Here is a 20,186-nt window from a genome sequence, read left to right as displayed (position 1 = left end):
GGGCGTCGGCGTCGGCGTCGGGGTGACCGTCGGCGTCGGCGTGGGCGTCACGGACGGCGTCGGCGTCGGCGTCACGGAGGGCGTCGGCGTCGGCGTCGAGCCGCTGGTCGGGACGACCGGGTAGGCGTTCTTGACGAGCGTCACGAACTGCGCCTCGAACCACTTGCCCGACACCGGGGCGTCCGGCGTGGCGCCGGTCGGCAGGTTGTTGAGCTTGGGCGAGTTGAACGTCGGGTCGCACATGCGGTCGAAGCTCTTGCCCTCGTCGTTCGGGATCTCCCGGGAGGAGCCGTCCGACTCGCCCGGGGGCTTGATCCAGACGTACGCGTCGAGGTGCGACGCGGCCGGCGCACTGGCGGGCGTGGCCCGCGGCAGCTCGCCGAGGCCCGCACCCAGCGGGTTGCACCAGGCGCCACGGTGCGTGCGGCGGTCGATGCGCGACTCGTCGACGAAGGTGTCGACGTTCGTGCTCGTCGAGACCGCCGTCGGGCGGTTCGGGCCGCCCCAGCCGTTGCGCGAGGTGTCGATGAGCATGCCGGTCGAGGCAGGGAAGCCCTCGGCGACGAGCAGGCGGTGCAGCTGGGCCGTCCACGCGTGCTCACCGAAGTCGGTGTTCCACTCGTAGAACTTCGCCGAGCGGACGGGGACGCCGCCGACCTGACGGTTCGGGTCGGTGAGGAACGGCTCGGCGAGCGGCGTGGTGTTCGCCGTGTTCGTGACGAAGCCGTCGACGGACGCGAAGCCCTTCCTCGTGGTCCGCGCGACCTCGGCGAACAGCTTGGCGGCCGGTCCGGCGTTGGTCTCCCAGCCGAGCCAGCCCGAGTGCGCCGCGTCGATGTAGGTGTAGACGTTGTCGAGCGTCTTCAGCTCGTCCAGCGCGTACTTCACGCCCTCGCGGTAGTACGGGCCGGCCGTCTGGCACGCCGCCTCGGAGTTGTTCGTGATGAGGTTCGGCAGCGAGTCGGGCTCGATCGTCGCCGCGATCCGCAGGTCGGCGTACTTGGGCTCCGACAGCAGGTCGACGATGGGGTCGATGTACTCGGTCTTGTACCGCGTCATGCCCGCGGCCGTCGGGGGCAGCTCGCCGTTGGAGGCGAGCGCGTAGCAGTCGCGACCGGGCAGGTTGTAGATCACCAGGTTGAAGACGAGCGGCGTGCTGCCGGTCTTCTGCTTGAGCGCCTCGTCGAGGTGGAACCGCAGCCCGGGGCCGTCGACGTTGCCGGCGATCGCGCTGGTGCGGTCCATCCAGACGGCGGTCGGCTGCTGGGCGACCGTCCGCATCTGTGCCGCCAGGGTGGCGTCGGCGGCACGCGTGGCAGCGCTCTCAACCGTCGCTGCCCAGTTCGGGTTCACGTACTGCTTGGCGCCCGCGTAGGGGTTGTCGACGTGGGCCTCGGCTGCGGTCGCAGCCGTGCCCGAGAGCGTCAGCGGCACAGCGACGAGCGCCGTTGCCGTCGCGGCGGTCGCGACGGCGCGCCAGCGCCGTCCGGCCGTTCGATTGCCGTGTAGGGACACGGGTGTCCTCCGGGGGTGGGTCGGGTTTCGTACCCGGCCCTCGGCGGCAACGGATACGAGTCGCCGTGGACGGAGTCCTCGGCGACTGATGCGGAATCCATCACGCGCCGACCTCGACCGGATCCGGGATAATCGTTTAGGCCCCCGCCCGTTACCAGATCGTGACCTTCTCATCGGCCTGCCATCGACGGCGTACACCCAGGTCAGCGCCACGTGAGCGCGCACATCGGCCCTGCCGCACGGGTGTGCGCCCGGCAGGGCCGATAGGACGGGCGGGCCTCTCAGCGGGACCGCGGGCCCGTGCTGCCGCGCACCGCGAGCCCTCCGACCTCGATGTCGCGCACGGGGGCCGCCTGCGAGTCCAGGACCGTCAGGACCGCCTCGCCGACCGCCGTGCCGAGGTCCGCCTGCACGGACGGCAGCGACGTGATCGACGGGGTCGCCAGCCGGCACAGCGGCGAGTCCGACAACGCCACGATCGACACGTCCCACGGCACCGCGAGCCCGGTCCGGCGCGCCACGTCGAGCGCGGCGACGGCCATGTGGTCGGTGTCGAACACCACGGCCGACGGGGGTCGGTCGCCCGTGAGCAGCCGACGGCACGCCGCCGCGGCCTCCTCGGGGGAGCCCCCCGTCGGCTCGTGCACGAGCGTCGCACCGGCCGTGTCGAGCGCCCGCTCCATGCCCGCGACGCGCGAGCGCGTGCGCTGGAGCGACGCGGGTCCGGTCACGGCGCCGACGTGCCGGTGGCCGAGCTCGATGAGGTAGCGGCCCACCCGCTCCGCCGCCTGCTCGTCGTCGACCCGGACGTTGGCCACCTCGCCGGCGACGTCACCGGCTCCGACCACCACGGCCGGGATGCGCAGCCGCCGCAGCGCGTCGAGCCGCGGGTCCTCGGTCCGCACGTCCGTGACGACCATCACGTCGAACCGGCGCTCGGCCCACCACTCGCCGTAGAGCGCGACCGCGGCCGGCAGGTCGTCGACCACCTGCAGCACCAGCGCCAGGTGGCGCGTCGCCAGGACGTCCTGGAGGGCGACGACGAACTCCAGGACGTGCGCGCCGTAGCCGACCGCTCCGGTCAGCCCGCGGTCGACGACCAGACCGACGGCCCGGGGCCCGCTGCGCATCGAGCGCGCCGCGGCGCTCGGGCGCCACCCGAACTCGTCCGCGACGCGCAGCACCCGTTCTCGGGTCGCGGCCGAGACGCCCGGACGTCCGTTGAGCGCGTAGGACACGACGGCGATCGACACCCCCGCGGCCTTGGCGACGTCGGTGATCGTCGGTCGGCGGGCGCCAGGGCCGCCGAGGACGGGCTGTGCTCCGGTCGTCGGAGAGACAGCATCTTTGCCTGTGTCATGTGCAGGAGTGACCACGATCACCTAGTGTTGCGCCCGATGTGGGTGAAAAGCGATCAGCTCGACTCCGACGGCGTGGGCGAGGTGGGAAATCGATGGTGACGGTTCGGCGCGGGGTGCCCGCCACGGTGCGTCGGACGATCGGCGTCCTGTCTCCTGTGGTGGGGGGCTTCTACTTCGGTGCGCTGATCGCCGGCGTGGCGCGCGCCGCGCGCGGCGTGGGCCACCGGGTCGTCGCCGTCCAGACGTACCCCGCGGGTCTCGACCGCGAGCGCTACCCGGAGGAGTCCGTCCTCGACACGCCGGTCGCACTGGGTGCCGTGGACGGCCTCGTCGTGATCGGCAAGGCCCTGAGCCCGGAGCGGCTCGCCGCCGTCCGCGAGTGGGGCGTGCCCGTCGTCCTGATCAGCGAGGACCCGGCGCACCCTGACGACCCGGTGGTGGTGCCGGACAACGTCGGCGGCGTCCGTGCCGCCGTCGAGCACCTCATCTGGCACGGTCACACGGCGATCGGCTTCCTGGGCAACCTCGGGCAGCGCGACATGCGCGAGCGCTTCGCCGCGTACCGCACGACGCTCGCCGAGCACGGGATCGACTCCGACGACTCGTGGTGGTACGAGGCGTCGGACAACCAGGAGCAGGGCGGTGCGGACGCCGCCGCGCGCATGATGCAGGCCGGCACCCCCACGACCGCGGTGATCGCGGCGACGGACCGCAACGCCGTCGGGTTCCAGCGTGCGCTGCGCTCGCACGGGCTGGTGCTGCCCCGGGACCAGGCCGTCGTGGCGTTCGACCACGCCGACTCCGGTGCCCGTGTCAGCCCGCGGCTGTCCACGGTGGACGCCCACTTCGGTCGCGTGGGCGAGCACGCCGTCGGTCTGCTCCTGTCCCGCATGCGGGGCGACGACGTCACGCCGGGGGAGCACCGCGTGCCCTCGTCCCTCGTGGTGCGCGAGTCCTGCGGGTGCACCGAGATCACGTCGCCCGGTGGCGACGTCGGTGCCGGGGACGTCAGCGACCTGCTGCGGCGCCTGGCCGAGTCGGCGTTCGCCGGCCCCGCCGGCTCGGCAGTGTCCCGGCGCGCCGGCCCGGACGCCCGCGAGGCGTGGTGGCGAGCCGTGGAGGAGCCCGTCGAGGTCGCGGCCGAGCGTGGCGTGTCGCCGGCGCCGGCCGCGCTGGGACGGCTCTCCGACCTCACCGCGGCGCTGCAGCCGCACCCCGAGGCGCTCGAGCAGATGGTCACCGTGCTGCGCACGGTCGAGTGCCGCCGTGTCGAGGCGCTGCCCGCGGCGCGTGCTGCTCACGCGACCGCGGTGCGTCGCGCGGTGACGGACGTCCTGCTGGCGGTCACCAAGGGGTGCACGCGCGCCATGCTGGCGCGCAGCGGGCAGCTGGAGCGCACGATCGTCGACCAGTACGAGGTCGACATGGACCTGCTGCGCGGCGACGGTGCCAGCCCGCGGGCGCTCGGGTGGCTGCCGCGCGGGGTCCGCGGGCACGCCTGCCTGGGCCTGTGGGTCGGCACGGACCGCGGGCCGGGCGACCGCGAGATGGAGATCGTCGGTGTCCACGACACCAGCGGGACGCTGTCGCGCCTCGTGGGGGTCCGGACGACCGCCAGCCAGTTCCCGCCCGCCGCGCTGACCCGCGCGGGGACCGTCGGCTCCAACGAGCTCACGTTCGTCGTGCCCGTCACCTTCGGCGGCAGCGACTGGGGTCTGCTCGCGATCGACGGCACCGTGGAGACGCGGGCCACGCAGCCGCGCGACCGCTTCAACCACTGGGCGGCGCTCCTCGCCGTCGCCCTGGACCAGGAGCGCCTGCTCGGGTCCCTGCGTGAGCAGCGCAAGGCGCTCGAGCAGGCGGCGGCCCGCGAGCGCGCCCTGGCGGACACCGTCCGCGAGAGCGAGGAGCGCTACGCGCTCGCCTCGATGGCCGCCCACGACGGCACCTGGGACTGGGACGTGTCCGCCGGGACGGTCTACTACTCGCCGCGGTGGAAGCAGACGCTCGGGTACGCCGAGGACGTCATCGGCGACCAGCCGTCGGAGTGGCTCGAGCGCGTCCACCCCGCGGACCGCGACGAGCTGTCGGCGGCGATCGCCGCCCAGCTCGCGGGCTGCGGCACGCCCCTCGAGCTCGAGCACCGGGTCCGCACCCAGTCCGGCGACTACCGGTGGATGATGTGCCGCGCGGTGACGGTGCTCGACGACGCGGGCTGCCCCGCCCGGCTCGTCGGCACGCTCGTCGACGTCACCGAGCGCAAGGAGGCCGAGATCGCGCTGCAGCGCGACGCGCTGCACGACCCGGAGACCGGCCTGGTCAACAGGTTGCTGTTCCTCGACCGGCTCGGAGCCGCGCTGCTGCGGTGTCGGCGCTCGGCCACCTACGACTGCGCGGTCGCTCTCGTGCGCGTCGTCGACAGCGGCGCCTTCTCGCGCGACGACGACCACGCTCCCGACGTGCATCGCGAGGTGGTGCGACAGCTGCGACGTCCGCTGCGCGAGGGCGACACCACGGCGCGCACCGGCGAGGACGACTTCGCGATCCTGGTCGACGACGTGGGCCCCGGGGGGATGCCGGACCGGCTCACCGAGCTGCTCGAGCGGTTGCGTCGTGAGATCGGGCCGCGGATCTCCATCGGCGTGCTGGGCTCCGTCCGCGGCATGCGGGACGTCAGCGAGGTGCTGCGCGAGGCGGACATCGTGCTGCTGCGGGGTCAGACGCGCAGCGATCCGCGGAACACCGCGGTGCGCTGAGGCGCGCCCCGGCACGACGCAGGGGCACCACCCGAGGGTGGTGCCCCTGCGTCGTGCGGCGGGACCGTCAGGCGTGCGCGCGGTGCACGCGCTCGCCCCGGGACGGACCCCGGGTCGCCTGCGGGCCGGTGTCGAGGCGGATCCGCAGCGGGCGGCCCGCGACGCGCGTGCGACCGAGACGGTCCACGACCTCGGGGGTCAGGCCGTCCGGGATGTCGACGAGCGCGAAGCTGCCGAAGATGTCGATCTTGCCGACGTCCTTGCCGGTCAGGCCGCCCTCACCGGTCAGGGCACCGACGAGAGCGCCCGGCTGCAGGCCGTCACGCTGCCCGACGGCCACGCGGTAGCGGGCGCGCCCGCTGGGGCCGGTCGTGCCGGGGCGTCGCCGGTTGCCGGCCACGGCGCCGCCGCGGCCCTCCTCCGCGCGGGTCTCGCGGGCGCGGCGCACCGCGTCGTCCAGGTCCTCGATCTCGGCGGCGGCCGCGGGGCCCTCGTCGCCGACCGCCAGCGCGGTGACGGCGGTGAGCAGGTCCAGCGGGTCGAGCTCGGGGTGCGCGGCCAGGTGCTCGCGCACGGCCTCCCGGACCACGTCGAGACGGCCGGCCGCCACCCGCTCCGCGGTGCGGTTCAGCAGGGCTGCGGCGCGGTGCGCACTGACCTGCGCGGGCGTCGGGATGGTGATCTCGACGAGGGGCGTGCGCGTGGTGCGCTCGATCTGCCGCAGCCGCGGCCGCTCGCTCGGGGTGACGAAGGTCAGGGCCTCGCCGGACCGTCCCGCGCGGCCGGTGCGGCCGATGCGGTGCACGTAGGCCTCGGGCTCGCGCGGCAGGTCGAGGTTGACGACCAGGCCGATGCGCTCCACGTCCAGGCCGCGGGCCGCCACGTCCGTCGCGACCAGCACGTCCAGCGCGCCGGAGCGCAGGCGCTCGACGATCCGCTCCCGGTCCGACTGGGCGACGTCGCCGCTGATGTGCGCGGCGGCGATGCCGCGCTGGACCAGCGCGTTGCCGATCTCCTCGGCCGCCTCGCGGGTCCGCACGAACACGATCGCCGCGTCGGCGTCGCTGACCGCGAGCACGCGGGCCAGCGCGCCCGCCTTGTGGCGGTAGGGCACGACGGCGAACGTCTGACGCACCGAGTCGACCGTGGAGGACTGGCGCGTGACCGCGACGGACACGGGGTTGACGAGGTGCTGGTCGGCGACGCGCCGGATCTGCGTGGGCATCGTCGCGGAGAACAGGGCGACCTGCCGGCCCGCCGGGGTGCCGGAGAGCACCTTGTCGACGTCCTCGGCGAAGCCCATGCGCAGCATCTCGTCGGCCTCGTCGAGCACGAGGAACCGGACGTCCTCGAGGCGCAGCGTGCGCCGCTCGATGTGGTCGATGACGCGGCCCGGCGTGCCGACGACGACCTGGGCGCCGCGCGCCAGGGCCCGCTGCTGGGGGAGGTACGGCGACCCGCCGTACACGGGGACGACCTGCAGGCCCGGCATGTCGGCCGCGAACGTCGTGATCGCGTCGGCGACCTGCATCGCGAGCTCGCGCGTCGGGGTCAGGACGATGACCTGGACCGCGGCGACGTCCGGGTCGATGGACTGCAGGATCGGCAGGCCGAACGCGGCCGTCTTGCCGGTGCCGGTCTGGGCGACGCCCACGACGTCGCGACCCGCGAGCAGGGCCGGGATCGTCTGCTCCTGGACGGGCGTGGGCGAGGAGAACCCGAGCCGCTCGACGGCGGTGAGGATCTGGGGCGTCAGGCCGAGGTCGGCGAACGTCGTCGCGGACCCGGCGGGGGTCGTGGGCAGGGCAGGGGACATGGGGGTGCTCATGGATGACCGTTCGGTGGCAGCGGGGGAGAGCCGGGGCGTCGTCACGACGACCCGGACGTCGCTCACCCCGAACCAGACCACGCGCCGTGAACGGCGCACGCATGTGCACGAGAAGGGGGGTGGTGGCCGGACGACCGGCTGACCCGCCCCACGAGAGGGGATGCGACACGACTCCAGATGTCCTGGACAGCCTACCTGGTCAGCGGCCGGACCGGTCGGGCGGCCCGGCGTGACGTCCCGCACACGACGTGCGCGGGCTCAGCCGAGCCCGCGCGCCGGACCCTCGATCGCCGGGCACCTGTCCTCGACGACGACGACCCCGGCCGCGCGCGCCCGCGCCACGGCGTCGTCGGCGCGCACGCCGAGCTGCAGCCAGACCGCGCGCGCCCCGACCGACACCGCCTCGTCGACGACCGCGCCGGCACGCGAGCTGTTGACGAACACGTCGACCACGTCGGGCGGCTCGGGCAGGTCGGCCAGGCGGGCGTAGCCCTGCGCGCCGTGCACGGTCGACGCGGTCGGGTGCACGGGCACGATCGTGTGCCCGAGGCGCTGCAGGTACGCCGACACGCCGTGGGCGGCCCGCGCCCGGTTGGTCGACAACCCCACCACGGCCCACCTGGCCGGTGTCCGCAGCAGCTCGTCGATGACCCGGCTCTCGTCCATGGGACGAGACTGCCACCGCACGCCCGGCGGCGCCGTGGGACCTCGCCCGGGTGACGGGGGCGCACCCGGGCCGCGTCGCGGCGCCGACGGCGGCACGCCGCGACATAGGATCGCGACCAGGACGACGACAGGGGAGGGCGTGAGTCAGGACGTACCGGTCAGCGCGCGCGTGCTCACCGTGCCCAACGCGATCAGCTTCGCGCGTCTGCTCATGGTGCCGGTGTTCGCGTGGCTCGTGGCCCAGGGGCACGACGCCTGGGCTCTCGCGGTGCTCCTGCTGTCGGGCGCCAGCGACTGGCTCGACGGCGTCCTCGCCCGCCGCATGCACCAGGTCACGCGGCTCGGGCAGATGCTGGACCCGGCGGCGGACCGCCTGTTCATCCTGGTCACGCTGCTCGGCCTGGCATGGCGCGGCGTCGTGCCCGTGTGGCTGCTGGTCGTGCTGGTCGCCCGCGACGTCGTCCTCGCGGTGATGCTCGTCCTGCTCGCCCGCGCGGGCTACCCGCCGCTGCGGGTGCACCTCGCCGGCAAGGCCGGGACCTTCGCCATCATGTACGCCTTCCCGCTGCTCCTGCTCTCGGAGTGGCCGGCGCCCGTGGGCCTGGTCGCCGGCGTCCTGGGGTGGGCGTGCGCGCTGTGGGGCGTGGCCCTCTACTGGTTCGCCGGCGCCCTGTACCTCACCCAGGCGGCGTCGATCATGCACCGGGACGCGCGCACGGCGCGTGCCGCCGGGGTGACCTGATGCCGCGGCACGCCGTGCCCGGACCCGTCCGGGCGGCGGACGAGTCGATGACCTTGATCAACGAGGTGTACCGGCGGCCCCTCGACCCCGGGTACCAGGAGGCCGCCGACCGCCGCGCTGCGGGGGTCGCGCCCCGGCGCACGGTGCGGGGCGGTGCGGCGCTGCTCGTCCTCGCCGTCCTGCTCGGGGCGTTCGCCACGACGTCCGCCGTCGCGCTGCGCCGCCCGGCTCCCGCGGTCCTGGAGGCCCGGGCGCTGCTCGAGGCCGAGATCCGCGAGCGGACGGCCCTCGCGGACGACCTGCGTCGGGGCAACGCGGCTCTCTCCGCCGAGATCGCTCAGCTGCAGGGCGACGCCGCGTCCACGGACGACCCGGAGCTCTTCGCGCAGCTCCAGCGGGACGCCGTCGCGGCCGGGGTGGTCCCGGTGGTCGGGCCGGGCCTGCGGGTGGTGCTCACCGACGGCGACCCCGCCGACGGCACGGCCCCGGACGACGGCAGCGCACTCGTCCTCGACCACGACCTGCAGATCCTCGTGAACGGGCTGTGGGCCGCGGGCGCCGAGGCGGTCACGGTCAACGGCGAGCGGCTGACGTCGACCACCGCGATCCGCAGCGCGGGCGCCGCCGTGCTGGTCGACAGCACGGCCCTCAGCAGCCCGTACACGGTCGAGGCCATCGGCGACGCCGCGTCGATGCAGACGCGGCTCGCGCGCCTGAGCGCGGGCCAGCACCTCGCCTCGCTCGCGCAGTACGGGATCGACGTGCGCGTCTCGGCCCAGCGGGAGCTCCAGCTCGCGGGCCGCGGCCAGCTGACGCTGCGCTCGGCGCAGGTACCGGGGGAGGACCTCGAGGCGCCGCAGGAGGTGGCCCCCTCCGACACGCAGGACGCGGACCTCGGCGCGGCCGGACCGAGGACCCTTGGGTCGAGGTCGTCCGATGTGGCAGGGTCAGTGCGACGCGACGGGGAGGAGACCAGGTGATCGCCGTGATCGGGCTCGTGCTCGGTGTGGTCGCCGGCCTGCTCATCGAGCCGACCGTGCCCGCGAACCTGCAGCCGTACCTGCCGATCGCCGTCGTCGCCGCCCTGGACGCGCTGTTCGGCGGGCTGCGCGCCTACCTCGACGGCATCTTCGACGAGCGCGTGTTCCTCACCTCGTTCCTGTCGAACGTCGTGGTCGCCGCGCTCATCGTGTTCCTGGGCGACCAGCTCGGCGTCGGCTCGCAGATGACGACGGCCGTGATCGTGGTGCTGGGCATCCGCATCTTCTCCAACGCCGCGTCGATCCGCCGGCACCTGTTCAAGGCATGACGAGCGCGGACGGGACCCGCCCCGGGCTGCCGGATCCCCCCGGCGGCGACGGGCCGACGGGGGACGGCCTGCTCGACGACGGGCCGGTGATCGACCCTCGCGACCCCCTGGGGCTGGGGGAGCTGCCGCCGGAGACGGTCGTGGACGCCGCGGGCGAGCCGGGCGGGCCGGGCGCGCCGTCGACCGTCGACCCCGACGGGTCGACACCGGACGTCGTGGTGCCGAGTGCCGAGATCGGCGCCGACGACGAGATCGGCGCCGACGACGAGGGCGGCGCCGACGACGTGGGCGCCGACCGGTCCCTGCCCGAGACGCCGACGTCCGAGCTCGCCGCCGGGACGCCGGCCGTCGCCGACCCGTCGCGCGACGAGCCGGACGCAGCCGCCCCGCCTGTTCCCGCGGGTGGCCCGCCCGTCCGTCCGCCCCGGTCCGGCTGGGCCAGGCTGGGCCACGCGATCCGGCCCCGGACCACCCAGGGCCAGATCATCACCGCAGGGCTGTGCGCGCTGCTCGGCTTCGCCCTCGTCGTCCAGGTCCGCCAGGCCACGGACACGCAGCTCGGCGGCCTGCGTCAGAACGACCTCGTCCGTCTGCTGGACGAGACCACGACGCGCACCGACGAGCTCGAACGGGAGTCCCTCGACCTGCAGCGTGAGCGCGACGAGCTGGTGTCGGGGTCCGACCGCCAGCAGGCGGCGCTCGACGCTGCGCGGCGCACCGCGGCGATGCAGGGGATCCTCACGGGGCGACTGCCGGCGACGGGCCCCGGCGTCCGCATCACCCTGACCGAGCCCGACGGCGAGATCCGCCCCGCGACGATGCTGCACGTGCTCGAGGAGCTCCGGAACGCGGGGGCCGAGGCCATGGAGCTCAACGGCCACCGCATCACGGCGAGCAGCGCCTTCACCGGTGCCCGCGGCTCGGTCGAGCTGGACGGCGCGACGATCGAGTCCCCCTACCGGTGGATCGTGATCGGCGACCCCGACACGATCGCCCCGGCGCTGGAGATCCCCGGGGGCGCGCTGGTCCGCGTCCGGGCCGACGGTGGGCGGGCGACGGTCGAGAAGTCCGACCAGGTCGACGTGACCGCGACACGCACGTTGCCGGACCCCGTGCACGCCTCACCGCTGCCCGACGACAGGTGACGCGTCCGGCGGCGTCGGACGGCGCCCGCGGCGCGGCGTGTCACCCGGGCGGCGCTGCGTGCGTGCTGCGCGTGCGCGCCGACACCGCATAGGGTGAGTCCCGCAAGGCTGGGTCGACGGCGAGCGCGCTCGCACGGGGTGCCCGCGACCGACACGGGAGGTGCGCATGAGCGACGATCGAGGGGCGCCGGACGGCGTCCTGCCCGCCTATCGGGGCGACGGTCCCGACACGACGATGACGTTCGGCTCGTTGGAGCCCGTCGACGCCGAGGCTCCTCCTGTCGGTCTGACCGGGGACGAGGCTGCCGCGGTCCACGCGCTGCCCCCGACGTCCGCGCTGCTGCTCATGCAGCGTGGTGGTCCCAGCGCCGGCGCCCGCTTCCTGCTCGACGCCGAGCGGACGACCGCGGGCCGCAGCACGAGCGCCGACATCTTCCTCGACGACGTGACGGTGTCGCGCAAGCACGCCGAGTTCGTCCGGGACGGTCAGCAGTTCGTCGTGCGGGACATCGGCTCCCTCAACGGCACCTACGTCAACCGCGCGCGCATCGACGCGGCCGCGCTGCGTCCCGGGGACGAGGTGCAGATCGGCAAGTACCGCATGACGTTCCACCCCAGCCCTCACCGTGACGCGTCCTGAGCGCGCCGTGAGCGCGGCGGCCGAGGAGGAACCGGCGGCCGTCGCCGCGGAGCCGTGGCCCCGCGGCCTGTCGCGCCGCGCCACGATGCGGATCTCGGACGTGCTCGCCGCGCTGCGCATCGAGTTCCCCGCGGTCACCACCTCCAAGCTCCGGTTCCTCGAGGAGCAGGGTCTGGTCGACCCGGTGCGGACCGCCTCGGGGTACCGGCAGTACTCGCCGGCGGACGTCGAGCGGCTGCGGTTCGTCCTGACCCAGCAGCGGGACCGCTACATGCCGCTCAAGGTCATCGGCGAGCGGCTGGCGGCGCTCGACGCGGGGCAGGACGACGAGGCGCCGCCGCGCGCCCGTCTCGCCACGCGCGACGGTGTCGCACCCGCGTCCGACCGGCTCACGGCCGAGCGTCTCGCCCAGGAGTCGGGCGTGCCGGTCGAGCTGGTCACCGAGCTCGTCGCGCAGGGCGTGCTGCGCCCGGGCGCCCGCGGGGTCTTCGACCCGTGGGCCCGCGAGGTCGTCTCGGTCGCGGCCTCCTTGTCCGACCACGGCATCGACCCGCGCCACCTGCGGACCTTCCGCGCTGCGGCGGACCGTCAGGCCGACCTGGTCGAGCAGGTCGTCGCGCCGTGGCGGGGCCAGCGCAGCGTGTCCTCGCGTGCGCGCGCCGGGACGCTCGCCGCCGAGGTGGGGGAGCTGTGCGCGCGGATGCACACGGCCCTCGTGCGCTCGGCGGTCCACGACCTCGCCCCCTGAGGGCGCATCCGGCGACCGGCGCCGGCGCCCCGAGGCAGACGCCGCGGGCTGCGCGACGTAGCGTGTCCGTGTGGGCGTCGAACCCGAGATGGTCCCGGTCGAGGTCGTCGGCGTGCGTACGCACCTGGCCGACGACGAGATCGTCGTGCTGCTGCTCGACCCCGACGCGGCGCTGCTCGTCCCCATCCTCATCGGGCCGACCGAGGCCTCGGCGATCGCGGCGGCGCAGGCGGGCATCGTGCCGCCGCGCCCGATGACGCACGACCTGCTGCGGGACGCGCTGGTGGCCGCGGGCGCACCGGTGGACCACGTGGAGATCACGCGGCTCGAGGACGGCGTGTTCCACGCCGCGCTGGTCCTGGTCTCGGGACGACGCGTCGACGCGCGGGCGTCCGACGCGATCGCCGTGGCGCTGCGCTTCGCCTGCCGGGTGCTGTGCTCGGCCGAGGTGGTGGCGCTGGCGGGGATCGAGGTGCGTCCCGCGGCCAGCGAGGAGGACATCTCCCAGTTCCGGGAGTTCCTCGACCACGTGTCGCCCGAGGACTTCGAGACCGGGCACGAGCCGGGAACGGGCGGAGGGACCCGAGATGCCTGATCCGATCGGGTGAAGAACCTCGACGTCCACCTGAAGGTGAGACCTCTCGACGCGACACGCCGGTCCCGGCTCGTTGCGCCCCCGACCTCGCAGGCCTAGCGTGGCCGAAGAACCAGCACAGTGCGGCCGCCTTCCCGGCGCCGCCGAGGGAGGGCCCCGTGATCCGCAACGAGAGCGCCGACGACACCGGCGCGATCCCGCAGCACGCGCAGGGCCTGCTGTTCGACGACGACCTGCCGGCTCTGGACGTGACCACGGGATACCGCGGCCCGACCGCCTGCCGCGCCGCGGGCATCACCTACCGGCAGCTCGACTACTGGGCCCGCACCGGCCTGGTCGAGCCGTCGGTGCGCCCCGCGACAGGCTCCGGGACGCAGCGCCTGTACTCGTTCCGCGACATCCTCGTGCTCAAGGTGGTCAAGCGGCTGCTCGACACGGGGGTGTCCCTGCAGCAGATCCGCGCGGCCGTCGGGCACCTGCGCGAGCGCGGCGTCGACGACCTCGCGCAGATCACCCTGATGTCCGACGGCGCCAGCGTCTACGAGTGCACCTCCCCGGACGAGGTCATCGACCTCGTGCAGGGTGGGCAGGGGGTCTTCGGCATCGCCGTGGGCCGCGTGTGGCGCGAGGTCGAGGGGACGCTCGCCGAGCTGCCCAACGAGCGCGCCGACGACGACGCGACGGCCGCAGCGCCCGCGGCGCACGACGAGCTCGCGCTGCGCCGGCAGGCACGTACCGCCGGCTGACGCACTGCCGGCTGACGCACCGACGCCCTCACCGCGCAGCGTCCGCGCCGCGGTGACGACGTCCGCGCGACGGCGTGGCGGCCGGGCGGTCAGCGGCGTGGTGCGCGGACCGCGCGGTCCAGCAGCTGGTCGAACACGTCGGCCAGCTCGGCTGCCGCTGCGCCGGGCCACACGTGGACGGGCTGAGCGGCTCCCTGCGCCTGCTGCAGCGCCGCACGCTCGGGCACGTTGGGAGTGAGCACGAGCGGCCCGTAGAGGGTCTGCAGCTCCTGCAGGCGGTACGCCTGCTCGACCGACCGGGCCCTGACCCGGTTGACCACGATGCCCAGCGGCTGCAGCGACGGTGCAGGCCCGCGGCGGAGCTCGTCGATGGTGCGCATGGCGCGGCCGACGGCCATGACGGCGAACAGCCCGGGCTCGGTGACGACCACGGCGCGGTCGCACGCGGTCAACCCGGTGCGCGTCAGGCCGCCGAGCGAGGGCGGGCAGTCGATGAGGACGAGGTCGTAGCCCGAGACCCACGACAGCGCGGCGCGCAGCCGGCCCGCGTCGCTGTCGTCGACGCGGTCGTGGAGCACCGAGCGCTCGGAGCCCACGAGCACGTCCAGCCCGTGGTCGGCCCAGGACGACGGCGCCGTGGCTGCGGCGACGGACTGGGACGACGGGGCGTCCAGGACGGACGCGACGTCGCCCTGGCCGGCCGCGGTGCCGAGCGCCATGGTCGAGTCGCCCTGCGGGTCGAGGTCGACGACCAGCGTCCGCAGGCCGCGCTCCAGGGCTGCCGAGGCGAGCCCGAGCGTCACGGAGGTCTTGCCCACACCACCCTTGAGGCTGCACACACCGAGGACCAGCACGCGGCAACCGTATCCGGGGGAGGCGCCGGTCACGAAACGCCCGGGTCCGTGCGCGTGTCACCGTCGCCCGGACGGCCGGGACGTGCGCCCTGATCTGCGCCAGGATGGGCGGTATGGCACTCACCCTCACGCGCCTCGGGCACGCCTGCGTGCGGATCGACACCGCGCACGGCTCGTTCAGCATCGACCCCGGCTCGTTCAGCGACGTCCCCGCGGCGCTCCAGGGGGTGGGGGTCGTCCTGATCACGCACGTGCACCCCGACCACGTCGACGTCGACGCGATCGCCGCCGCCGTCGACGTCGAGGTCCGGGGTCCCGAGCAGGTCCTCGACGCGCTGGCGGCCGCGGGCGCGCGCCGTGAGCGGCTGCACGCCGTGCGGGCGGGGGACAGGTTCGAGGTCGTCGGGGTGGGCGTCGAGGTCCTCGGCGAGCTGCACGAGGTCATCCACGCCGACGTCCCGCGCCCGGCGAACGTGGCGTACCTCGTCGACGGCTCCGTCCTGCACCCGGGCGACTCGTACACCCGGCCGCCGGCCGGGACCCCGGTGGACGTCCTGCTGGAGCCCGTCGGCGCCCCGTGGCTGCGGCTCGGGGACGTGGTCGACCACGTGCGCGCCGTCGCGCCGCGTCGTGTCGTGCCGATCCACGACGCCCTGCTCAGCGACCTGGGGCGTGCCGCTGCCGTCCGGATGCTGGGCCAGCTGACGGCGGCCGAGGTCCTGACGCCGGAGCCGGGCAGCAGCGTGCACGTCCCCTAGCACGCCCGGTCGCCGCTGCGAGGCGCGGCGGCTAGCGTGGTCGCCGCCGGAAGGAGGCCGACATGACCGAGTCGTTCGATGCCGAGCAGGTACCCGAGCTGGAGTACGACGAGAGCGTCCCGCCGCGCCCGGAGGAGGAGGTCGCCGACGTCGCCCGGGCCGTCCCGGACCCTGCCGGACACGGTGGCGACGCGCTGGTCACCGACGGTGACGACGTGCTGCTGGCCGACTCCCACGGTGTGCGCGACGAGGGGCCGACGGCACGCGAGGTCGGGTGAGCGTGCCACGGGCGATCTGCTGCGCGGATGAGGCATGCTGAGCCGGTGCTGATCCGACACGTCGACGAGGACGACTGGCAGACGGTTCGTGACGTCCGGCTCCGCTCGCTGCGCGAGTCACCGGACGCGTTCGGGTCGTCCCTGACCCGCGAGGAGCGCTTCGCCGAGTCGCACTGGCGGATGCGCCTGCGCACCAGCGCGACCTGGGTCGCGGTGGACGACGCGGGGGAGCCGCGCGGGCTCGTCTCGCTCGTCCAGGAGCCGGGGTCGCCGGAGGACGACCGCCACGTCGTGTCGCTGTGGGTGGCGCCGGAGGTCCGTCGGCAGGGGATCGGCTGGTCCCTGCTGGACGCCGTGGTGCGCGGCGGCGCGGCCCAGGGTGCCTCGACGGTGTCCCTGTGGGTCGTGGACGACAACGCCTCGGCCGTGGACCTGTACGTGCGCGCCGGCTTCACCCGGACGGGGGAGCGGCAGGTGCTGCCGCGCGATCCCGACCGCACGGAGGAGCGCTACGTGCGTCACACGGCCCGCGGGGGACTGATCGGAACCTGAGCGGCGCGTGCCGGGTCCGGCGAGGACCCGGCACCGGTGCTCAGCGCACCGACCGGTACTGCTCGGTCAGGGGGCACTGGAACGGGTCGCGCGCCGCGAGCCCGACCGCGTTGAGGTGCCGCACCACGATCCCGTACGACTCGAGCAGCGACGTCTCCGTGTAGGGGATGCCGCGCTCGGCGCAGAAGGCGCGGACGGTCGGCTGCACCTGCCGCAGGTGCGGACGGGGCATGCTGGGGAAGAGGTGGTGCTCGATCTGGTAGTTGAGCCCGCCCATGAACAGGTCGGTGAGGCGTCCGCCGCGCACGTTGCGGCTCATGAGCACCTGCCGCCGGAGGAAGTCGACGCGTGCGTCGCGGGGGACCAGCGGCATGCCCTTGTGGTTGGGGGCGAAGACCGCGCCCATGTACAGGCCGAACAGGCCGAGCTGCACGCCCAGGAAGGCGAAGGCCATCCCGACGGGCAGCACCCAGAACACCAGGGCCAGGTAGCCGCCGATCCGCGCGGTGACGAAGGCGATCTCGACGGGGCGTCGCTTGACGGGACCGCGTCCGAAGATCGTCTTGACCCCCGAGACGTGCAGGTTGAGGCCCTCGAGCAGCAGGAGCGGGAAGAACAGCCAGCCCTGACGCTGCGTCAACCAGCCCTTGAGGCCGGTGCGCGCGGCGGGGAGGTCCTCGGTGTGGAACGCGAGCACGCCGGTCCCGATGTCGGGGTCGGCGCCGATCTGGTTCGGCTTGGCGTGGTGGCGCGAGTGCTTGTGCTGCCACCAGCCGTAGCTCATCCCGGCGTAGAGGTTCGCGATGACCAGGCTGGCCCAGTCGTTCCAGCGCCCGGAGTCGAAGATCTGGCGGTGGGCGGCGTCGTGGCCGAGGAACATCACCTGGCCGAGCACGACTGCCAGAAGGGCCGCGGTCACCAGCTGCCACCAGGACGGGCCACCCAGCACGAGCGCGGCCACGAGGGCGGCCAGCAGCACGGTCAGCACCACGAACCGCGTCCAGTAGTAGGCGTGCCGGCGGCGCAGCAGGCCGGCGGCCTCCACGGTGCGGCTCAGGGCGGTGAAGTCGCTGACGACCCGGTCGCGCACGCGCGTGCCCTCGCGCACGGCGGTCGCGGGGACCTGGTGCATGTCCATGCTCTACCTCGCCCTGGTCGTCGTCGCGGGGCCGCCGCGGCGTGCGGGGCGTGAGGAGCGGTGGACGTGCATGGAGCTCTCCTTACGGGGTGCGCGGACGCCGGACCGACGACAGCCGGACGGGGTCCCTGGACCTGGCCAGATCGTACGGGGTGGACGGGACGACGCGCCCGGCAGCGGCGAGACACGTCGTGGGTCGTCCACGTCCTGGACGCCGACGCCCTGGCCGCCGACCGCCCGGGGAGGGCATCGGGCGGGTCGGTGGTCGCTCAGCTCCGCTGGATTGTCATAATGCACATTATCGGCGCTCCGGTGGGGCCTGCTCGGGCACTGCGATCGGGCCCGGGTCCGAGCCGACCACAGGTCGACATCGTGCGACATCGGTCCACAGATCGTGGCGCCGCGGCGTCGGGCCCGGGTGCACGGCAGCAGCCTCGTGCCATGAACACGCCCGAGACGCCCGGATGGGCGGCGCCCGGACCGGACGACGACCTGCCGGCGTTGCCGGCCCACCCGGTGCGCGACGTCGACGAGATCCTCGACGTGATGATCTCGCTGGTGGGCCCCGAACGCGCCGGCCCACCGGCACTGTGGATCGTGCTGATCGACGCCGGCGGCATGATGCTGCCGGTCGTCCTGCCGCTGGTGGGGATCCCGCTGCAGCCCGATCCCGCCCACGTCCGTCAGGTCGTCGTCGCGATGGCGGACATCCTCGCCCACGACGCGCCGGGCGGGTCGATCGCGGTCGCGATCGTGCGGGCGGCCGGCGGTGACCGTGGCGCCTTCGAGAGGTCGTGGGAGCACGCGCTGCGGACCGCGACGGCCGACCAGGGAGTGGCGGTGAGCGCCGTCGTCGCGGTCGGTGAGCACCGGGCACGCGTCCTGGCGCCGTGAGTCGGCGTCCGGCAGCGCGTCGGTCGCACGGGTCAGACGGGTCCGGGCGACGCCTCGTCGATCGCGGTGAGCTGCTCGAGCGTCGGCTCCCACAGCGACGCCGCGACGTTCGCACGCACCTGCTGCGGGGTCCGCGCACCGGCGATGATCGACGTGACGCCCGGCTGGGCGGCCAGCCCGCCGAGCGCGAGGGTCGGCAGGTCGACGTCCCACTGCTCGGCGAGGGCGGACAGTGCCTCGACACGGTCGAAGTCCGCGGCGGCCAGCCGGTCCGGCATGCGCGACAGGCGGCTGCCCTCGGGGGCGGCCTCGCCGCGTCGGTACTTGCCCGTGAGGAGGCCCGAGGCGAGCGGGACGTAGGGCAGGATGCCGACCCCGACGTGCTCGGCCGCGGGCACGAGGTCGGCCTCGGCAGCGCGGTCGAGCAGGTTGTACCGGTTCTGCGCCGACACGAACGGCGCGGTGCCGGCCGAGCGCGCGACCCAGTCGGCGTCCACGACCTGCCACGCCGTGAGGTTCGACGACCCGAGGTACCGGACCTTGCCCTCCACCACCAGCTCGTGCAGGGCGGCCAGCGTCTCCTCGACGGGGGTCGCCGGATCGGGGGTGTGCAGCTGGTAGAGGTCGACGTGGGCCGTGCCGAGGCGGCGCAGCGAGCCCTCGATCGCGCGGCGGACGTAGCGGCGCGACCCTCGTGCGCCCCAGTCCGCCCCGTTGAGCCCGCCGGCGTCGGCACCGAACTTCGTCGCCACGACGACGTCGTCGCGTCGACCCCGCAGCGCGGCCCCCAGCAGCTCCTCGCTCTGCCCCGGCGCTCCCCCGTACACGTCGGCGGTGTCGAAGAACGTGACGCCCGCGTCGAGCGCCGCAGCGACGACCTCGGCGACGCCGTCCGGGGCCAGGGTCGCGCCGAACGTGTTGCATCCCAGGCCGGCCGTCGAGACGGTCAGGCCGCTGTCGCCGAGCCGGCGGTACGTCATGGTCATGCTCACCAGACTAGGCAGACCCGCAGACCCGGCCCGCCACGCCACCCGACCGGAGCATCCCACCCGCGTCGTGCGGGCGGATGACGCTCCCCTCCCCCGGATCCGGCGCGCGACGGACCCGCGTTGCTGACAGAGTGTGTGTTCACCAGACCTTCACGGCGGGCCGGAACATCGTGGTCCCCGCCCACGTTGAGGGTCAGGTAGCAGAACGATTCGACTCACGACCCGGCAGGGCCCGGCAGGCACGGGCTACCGGGACGACACGGCACGGAGGTCCACCATGGCCAACAGGTCCCTGCGCGGTATGCGCATCGGGTCCCACAGCATGGAGACCGAGGAGGGCGTCGACTTCGCCCCTCGGCTCCAGGCTCACTACGACTGCCCGAACGGGCACACCATCATCCTGCCGTTCTCCGTCGAGGCCGACGTCCCGGTGGTGTGGGAGTGCCGGTGCGGCACGGAGGCGCTGCTGCGCGACGCGTCCAAGCCCGAGGCGAAGGCCGGCAAGCCGCCGCGCACGCACTGGGACATGCTCCTGGAGCGCCGCACGGTGAACGAGCTGCAGGAGCTCCTGGACGAGCGGCTCGGCCTGCTGCGTGCCGGGAAGCTGCGCCGCAGCGCCTGACGCGCCGCGGAGCGGGAGCCTCGCTGACGACGACGCCCCGGTGGTCCGCC

21 protein-coding genes are annotated in these 20,186 nt (G+C 74.4%); 14 read left to right on the top strand and 7 right to left on the bottom strand.

Features of this window, described 5'->3' with window-relative positions; translation table 11 throughout:
• Together Cph01nite_RS08300 and Cph01nite_RS08295 are read right to left on the bottom strand one after the other, a co-directional pair.
• Nucleotides 1-1,434, bottom strand: a 1,434-nt coding sequence (locus tag Cph01nite_RS08300; protein ID WP_239069130.1) for a glycoside hydrolase family 6 protein, incomplete at its 3' end; no start/stop codon positions are given.
• Nucleotides 1,435-1,796: 362 nt separating this feature from the next.
• Entirely contained in the window at nucleotides 1,797-2,891 is a 1,095-nt protein-coding gene (locus Cph01nite_RS08295; RefSeq protein ID WP_203673125.1) for a LacI family DNA-binding transcriptional regulator, read from the bottom strand.
• 77 nt (nucleotides 2,892-2,968) lie between these two features.
• Here Cph01nite_RS08295 and Cph01nite_RS08290 point away from each other — a divergent pair, with 77 nt between their 5' ends.
• The gene (locus tag Cph01nite_RS08290; protein ID WP_203673124.1) at nucleotides 2,969-5,632 is read left to right on the top strand and encodes a substrate-binding domain-containing protein; all 2,664 of its coding nucleotides are present in this window, start codon (nucleotides 2,969-2,971) and stop codon (nucleotides 5,630-5,632) included.
• A 67-nt stretch (nucleotides 5,633-5,699) separates the two neighbouring features.
• Here the strand turns inward: Cph01nite_RS08290 and Cph01nite_RS08285 are convergent, their stop codons facing one another.
• Nucleotides 5,700-7,460 (bottom strand): DEAD/DEAH box helicase, encoded by a 1,761-nt coding sequence (locus tag Cph01nite_RS08285; RefSeq protein WP_239069128.1) that lies wholly within the window; start codon nucleotides 7,458-7,460, stop codon nucleotides 5,700-5,702.
• Nucleotides 7,461-7,718: 258 nt separating this feature from the next.
• Nucleotides 7,719-8,126 (bottom strand): CoA-binding protein, encoded by a 408-nt coding sequence (locus tag Cph01nite_RS08280; RefSeq protein WP_203673121.1) that lies wholly within the window; start codon nucleotides 8,124-8,126, stop codon nucleotides 7,719-7,721.
• A 139-nt stretch (nucleotides 8,127-8,265) separates the two neighbouring features.
• Here Cph01nite_RS08280 and Cph01nite_RS08275 point away from each other — a divergent pair, with 139 nt between their 5' ends.
• From Cph01nite_RS08275 to Cph01nite_RS08240, 8 genes are all read left to right on the top strand, one after another.
• Nucleotides 8,266-8,868 carry a CDP-alcohol phosphatidyltransferase family protein gene (locus Cph01nite_RS08275; protein ID WP_203673119.1) on the top strand — a complete coding sequence of 201 codons (603 nt, stop codon included), beginning with the start codon at nucleotides 8,266-8,268 and terminating at the stop codon, nucleotides 8,866-8,868.
• Nucleotides 8,868-9,848, top strand: a complete 981-nt coding sequence (locus tag Cph01nite_RS08270; RefSeq protein WP_203673117.1) for a DUF881 domain-containing protein — start codon at nucleotides 8,868-8,870, stop codon at nucleotides 9,846-9,848. The genes Cph01nite_RS08275 and Cph01nite_RS08270 overlap by 1 nt, the downstream gene beginning before the upstream one ends.
• On the top strand, nucleotides 9,845-10,177 hold the full coding sequence (locus tag Cph01nite_RS08265; RefSeq protein ID WP_089799054.1) for a small basic family protein: 333 nt from the start codon (nucleotides 9,845-9,847) through the stop codon (nucleotides 10,175-10,177). Before Cph01nite_RS08270 ends, Cph01nite_RS08265 begins: the two co-directional genes overlap by 4 nt.
• The gene (locus Cph01nite_RS08260; protein WP_203673116.1) at nucleotides 10,174-11,322 is read left to right on the top strand and encodes a DUF881 domain-containing protein; all 1,149 of its coding nucleotides are present in this window, start codon (nucleotides 10,174-10,176) and stop codon (nucleotides 11,320-11,322) included. Before Cph01nite_RS08265 ends, Cph01nite_RS08260 begins: the two co-directional genes overlap by 4 nt.
• A 166-nt stretch (nucleotides 11,323-11,488) precedes the next feature.
• Complete coding sequence (locus Cph01nite_RS08255) at nucleotides 11,489-11,962, top strand: FHA domain-containing protein (protein ID WP_203673115.1); 474 nt, start codon at nucleotides 11,489-11,491, stop codon at nucleotides 11,960-11,962.
• Nucleotides 11,949-12,710, top strand: coding sequence for a transcriptional regulator FtsR (gene ftsR / locus Cph01nite_RS08250; protein ID WP_373307552.1), 762 nt, complete (start codon nucleotides 11,949-11,951; stop codon nucleotides 12,708-12,710). The genes Cph01nite_RS08255 and ftsR overlap by 14 nt, the downstream gene beginning before the upstream one ends.
• Before the next feature lie 88 nt (nucleotides 12,711-12,798).
• Nucleotides 12,799-13,305, top strand: coding sequence for a bifunctional nuclease family protein (locus Cph01nite_RS08245; protein WP_203673157.1), 507 nt, complete (start codon nucleotides 12,799-12,801; stop codon nucleotides 13,303-13,305).
• Between the two features lie 158 nt (nucleotides 13,306-13,463).
• Complete coding sequence (locus Cph01nite_RS08240) at nucleotides 13,464-14,051, top strand: MerR family transcriptional regulator (protein WP_203673114.1); 588 nt, start codon at nucleotides 13,464-13,466, stop codon at nucleotides 14,049-14,051.
• 89 nt (nucleotides 14,052-14,140) lie between these two features.
• On the opposite strand, the gene Cph01nite_RS08235 is transcribed toward Cph01nite_RS08240, so the two are convergent.
• Complete coding sequence (locus Cph01nite_RS08235) at nucleotides 14,141-14,905, bottom strand: ParA family protein (RefSeq protein ID WP_203673113.1); 765 nt, start codon at nucleotides 14,903-14,905, stop codon at nucleotides 14,141-14,143.
• Nucleotides 14,906-15,018: 113 nt separating this feature from the next.
• Here Cph01nite_RS08235 and Cph01nite_RS08230 point away from each other — a divergent pair, with 113 nt between their 5' ends.
• From Cph01nite_RS08230 to Cph01nite_RS08220, 3 genes are all read left to right on the top strand, one after another.
• Nucleotides 15,019-15,663 carry an MBL fold metallo-hydrolase gene (locus Cph01nite_RS08230; protein ID WP_203673112.1) on the top strand — a complete coding sequence of 215 codons (645 nt, stop codon included), beginning with the start codon at nucleotides 15,019-15,021 and terminating at the stop codon, nucleotides 15,661-15,663.
• A gap of 62 nt (nucleotides 15,664-15,725) precedes the next feature.
• Nucleotides 15,726-15,941 carry a hypothetical protein gene (locus Cph01nite_RS08225; RefSeq protein ID WP_203673111.1) on the top strand — a complete coding sequence of 72 codons (216 nt, stop codon included), beginning with the start codon at nucleotides 15,726-15,728 and terminating at the stop codon, nucleotides 15,939-15,941.
• A gap of 45 nt (nucleotides 15,942-15,986) precedes the next feature.
• Nucleotides 15,987-16,493, top strand: a complete 507-nt coding sequence (locus Cph01nite_RS08220; RefSeq protein ID WP_239069127.1) for a GNAT family N-acetyltransferase — start codon at nucleotides 15,987-15,989, stop codon at nucleotides 16,491-16,493.
• A 40-nt stretch (nucleotides 16,494-16,533) separates the two neighbouring features.
• On the opposite strand, the gene Cph01nite_RS08215 is transcribed toward Cph01nite_RS08220, so the two are convergent.
• Complete coding sequence (locus Cph01nite_RS08215) at nucleotides 16,534-17,625, bottom strand: fatty acid desaturase family protein (protein WP_203673108.1); 1,092 nt, start codon at nucleotides 17,623-17,625, stop codon at nucleotides 16,534-16,536.
• Between the two features lie 447 nt (nucleotides 17,626-18,072).
• Between Cph01nite_RS08215 and Cph01nite_RS08210 the strand changes: the two genes are divergently transcribed.
• Nucleotides 18,073-18,525, top strand: a complete 453-nt coding sequence (locus tag Cph01nite_RS08210) for a hypothetical protein (protein ID WP_203673106.1) — start codon at nucleotides 18,073-18,075, stop codon at nucleotides 18,523-18,525.
• 32 nt (nucleotides 18,526-18,557) lie between these two features.
• Here Cph01nite_RS08210 and Cph01nite_RS08205 read toward each other — a convergent pair whose 3' ends face one another.
• The gene (locus Cph01nite_RS08205; RefSeq protein ID WP_203673156.1) at nucleotides 18,558-19,505 is read right to left on the bottom strand and encodes an aldo/keto reductase; all 948 of its coding nucleotides are present in this window, start codon (nucleotides 19,503-19,505) and stop codon (nucleotides 18,558-18,560) included.
• A gap of 286 nt (nucleotides 19,506-19,791) precedes the next feature.
• On the opposite strand from Cph01nite_RS08205, the gene Cph01nite_RS08200 reads away from it, so the two are divergent.
• Nucleotides 19,792-20,136 carry an RNA polymerase-binding protein RbpA gene (locus Cph01nite_RS08200; protein WP_203673104.1) on the top strand — a complete coding sequence of 115 codons (345 nt, stop codon included), beginning with the start codon at nucleotides 19,792-19,794 and terminating at the stop codon, nucleotides 20,134-20,136.
• The last annotated feature ends 50 nt before the right edge of the window (nucleotides 20,137-20,186 follow it).

This window comes from Cellulomonas phragmiteti, from assembly GCF_016862775.1.
Lineage (GTDB): Bacteria > Actinomycetota > Actinomycetes > Actinomycetales > Cellulomonadaceae > Cellulomonas > Cellulomonas phragmiteti.
Note: the sequence above shows the minus strand (reverse complement) of the source record. Positions and strands in the feature narration are given on the sequence as shown.

What these genes read in the sequence shown, in the direction of transcription:
- Cph01nite_RS08290 (WP_203673124.1), top strand. Translation starts at nt 2,969, where the DNA reads ATGGTGACGGTTCGGCGCGGGGTGCCCGCCACGGTGCGTCGGACGATC.
- Cph01nite_RS08285 (WP_239069128.1), bottom strand. Translation starts at nt 7,460, where the DNA reads ATGAGCACCCCCATGTCCCCTGCCCTGCCCACGACCCCCGCCGGGTCC.
- Cph01nite_RS08280 (WP_203673121.1), bottom strand. Translation starts at nt 8,126, where the DNA reads ATGGACGAGAGCCGGGTCATCGACGAGCTGCTGCGGACACCGGCCAGG.
- Cph01nite_RS08270 (WP_203673117.1), top strand. Translation starts at nt 8,868, where the DNA reads ATGCCGCGGCACGCCGTGCCCGGACCCGTCCGGGCGGCGGACGAGTCG.
- Cph01nite_RS08260 (WP_203673116.1), top strand. Translation starts at nt 10,174, where the DNA reads ATGACGAGCGCGGACGGGACCCGCCCCGGGCTGCCGGATCCCCCCGGC.
- Cph01nite_RS08255 (WP_203673115.1), top strand. Translation starts at nt 11,489, where the DNA reads ATGAGCGACGATCGAGGGGCGCCGGACGGCGTCCTGCCCGCCTATCGG.
- Cph01nite_RS08245 (WP_203673157.1), top strand. Translation starts at nt 12,799, where the DNA reads ATGGTCCCGGTCGAGGTCGTCGGCGTGCGTACGCACCTGGCCGACGAC.
- Cph01nite_RS08230 (WP_203673112.1), top strand. Translation starts at nt 15,019, where the DNA reads ATGGCACTCACCCTCACGCGCCTCGGGCACGCCTGCGTGCGGATCGAC.
- Cph01nite_RS08225 (WP_203673111.1), top strand. Translation starts at nt 15,726, where the DNA reads ATGACCGAGTCGTTCGATGCCGAGCAGGTACCCGAGCTGGAGTACGAC.
- Cph01nite_RS08215 (WP_203673108.1), bottom strand. Translation starts at nt 17,625, where the DNA reads ATGCACCAGGTCCCCGCGACCGCCGTGCGCGAGGGCACGCGCGTGCGC.
- Cph01nite_RS08210 (WP_203673106.1), top strand. Translation starts at nt 18,073, where the DNA reads ATGAACACGCCCGAGACGCCCGGATGGGCGGCGCCCGGACCGGACGAC.
- Cph01nite_RS08205 (WP_203673156.1), bottom strand. Translation starts at nt 19,505, where the DNA reads ATGACGTACCGCCGGCTCGGCGACAGCGGCCTGACCGTCTCGACGGCC.
- Cph01nite_RS08200 (WP_203673104.1), top strand. Translation starts at nt 19,792, where the DNA reads ATGGCCAACAGGTCCCTGCGCGGTATGCGCATCGGGTCCCACAGCATG.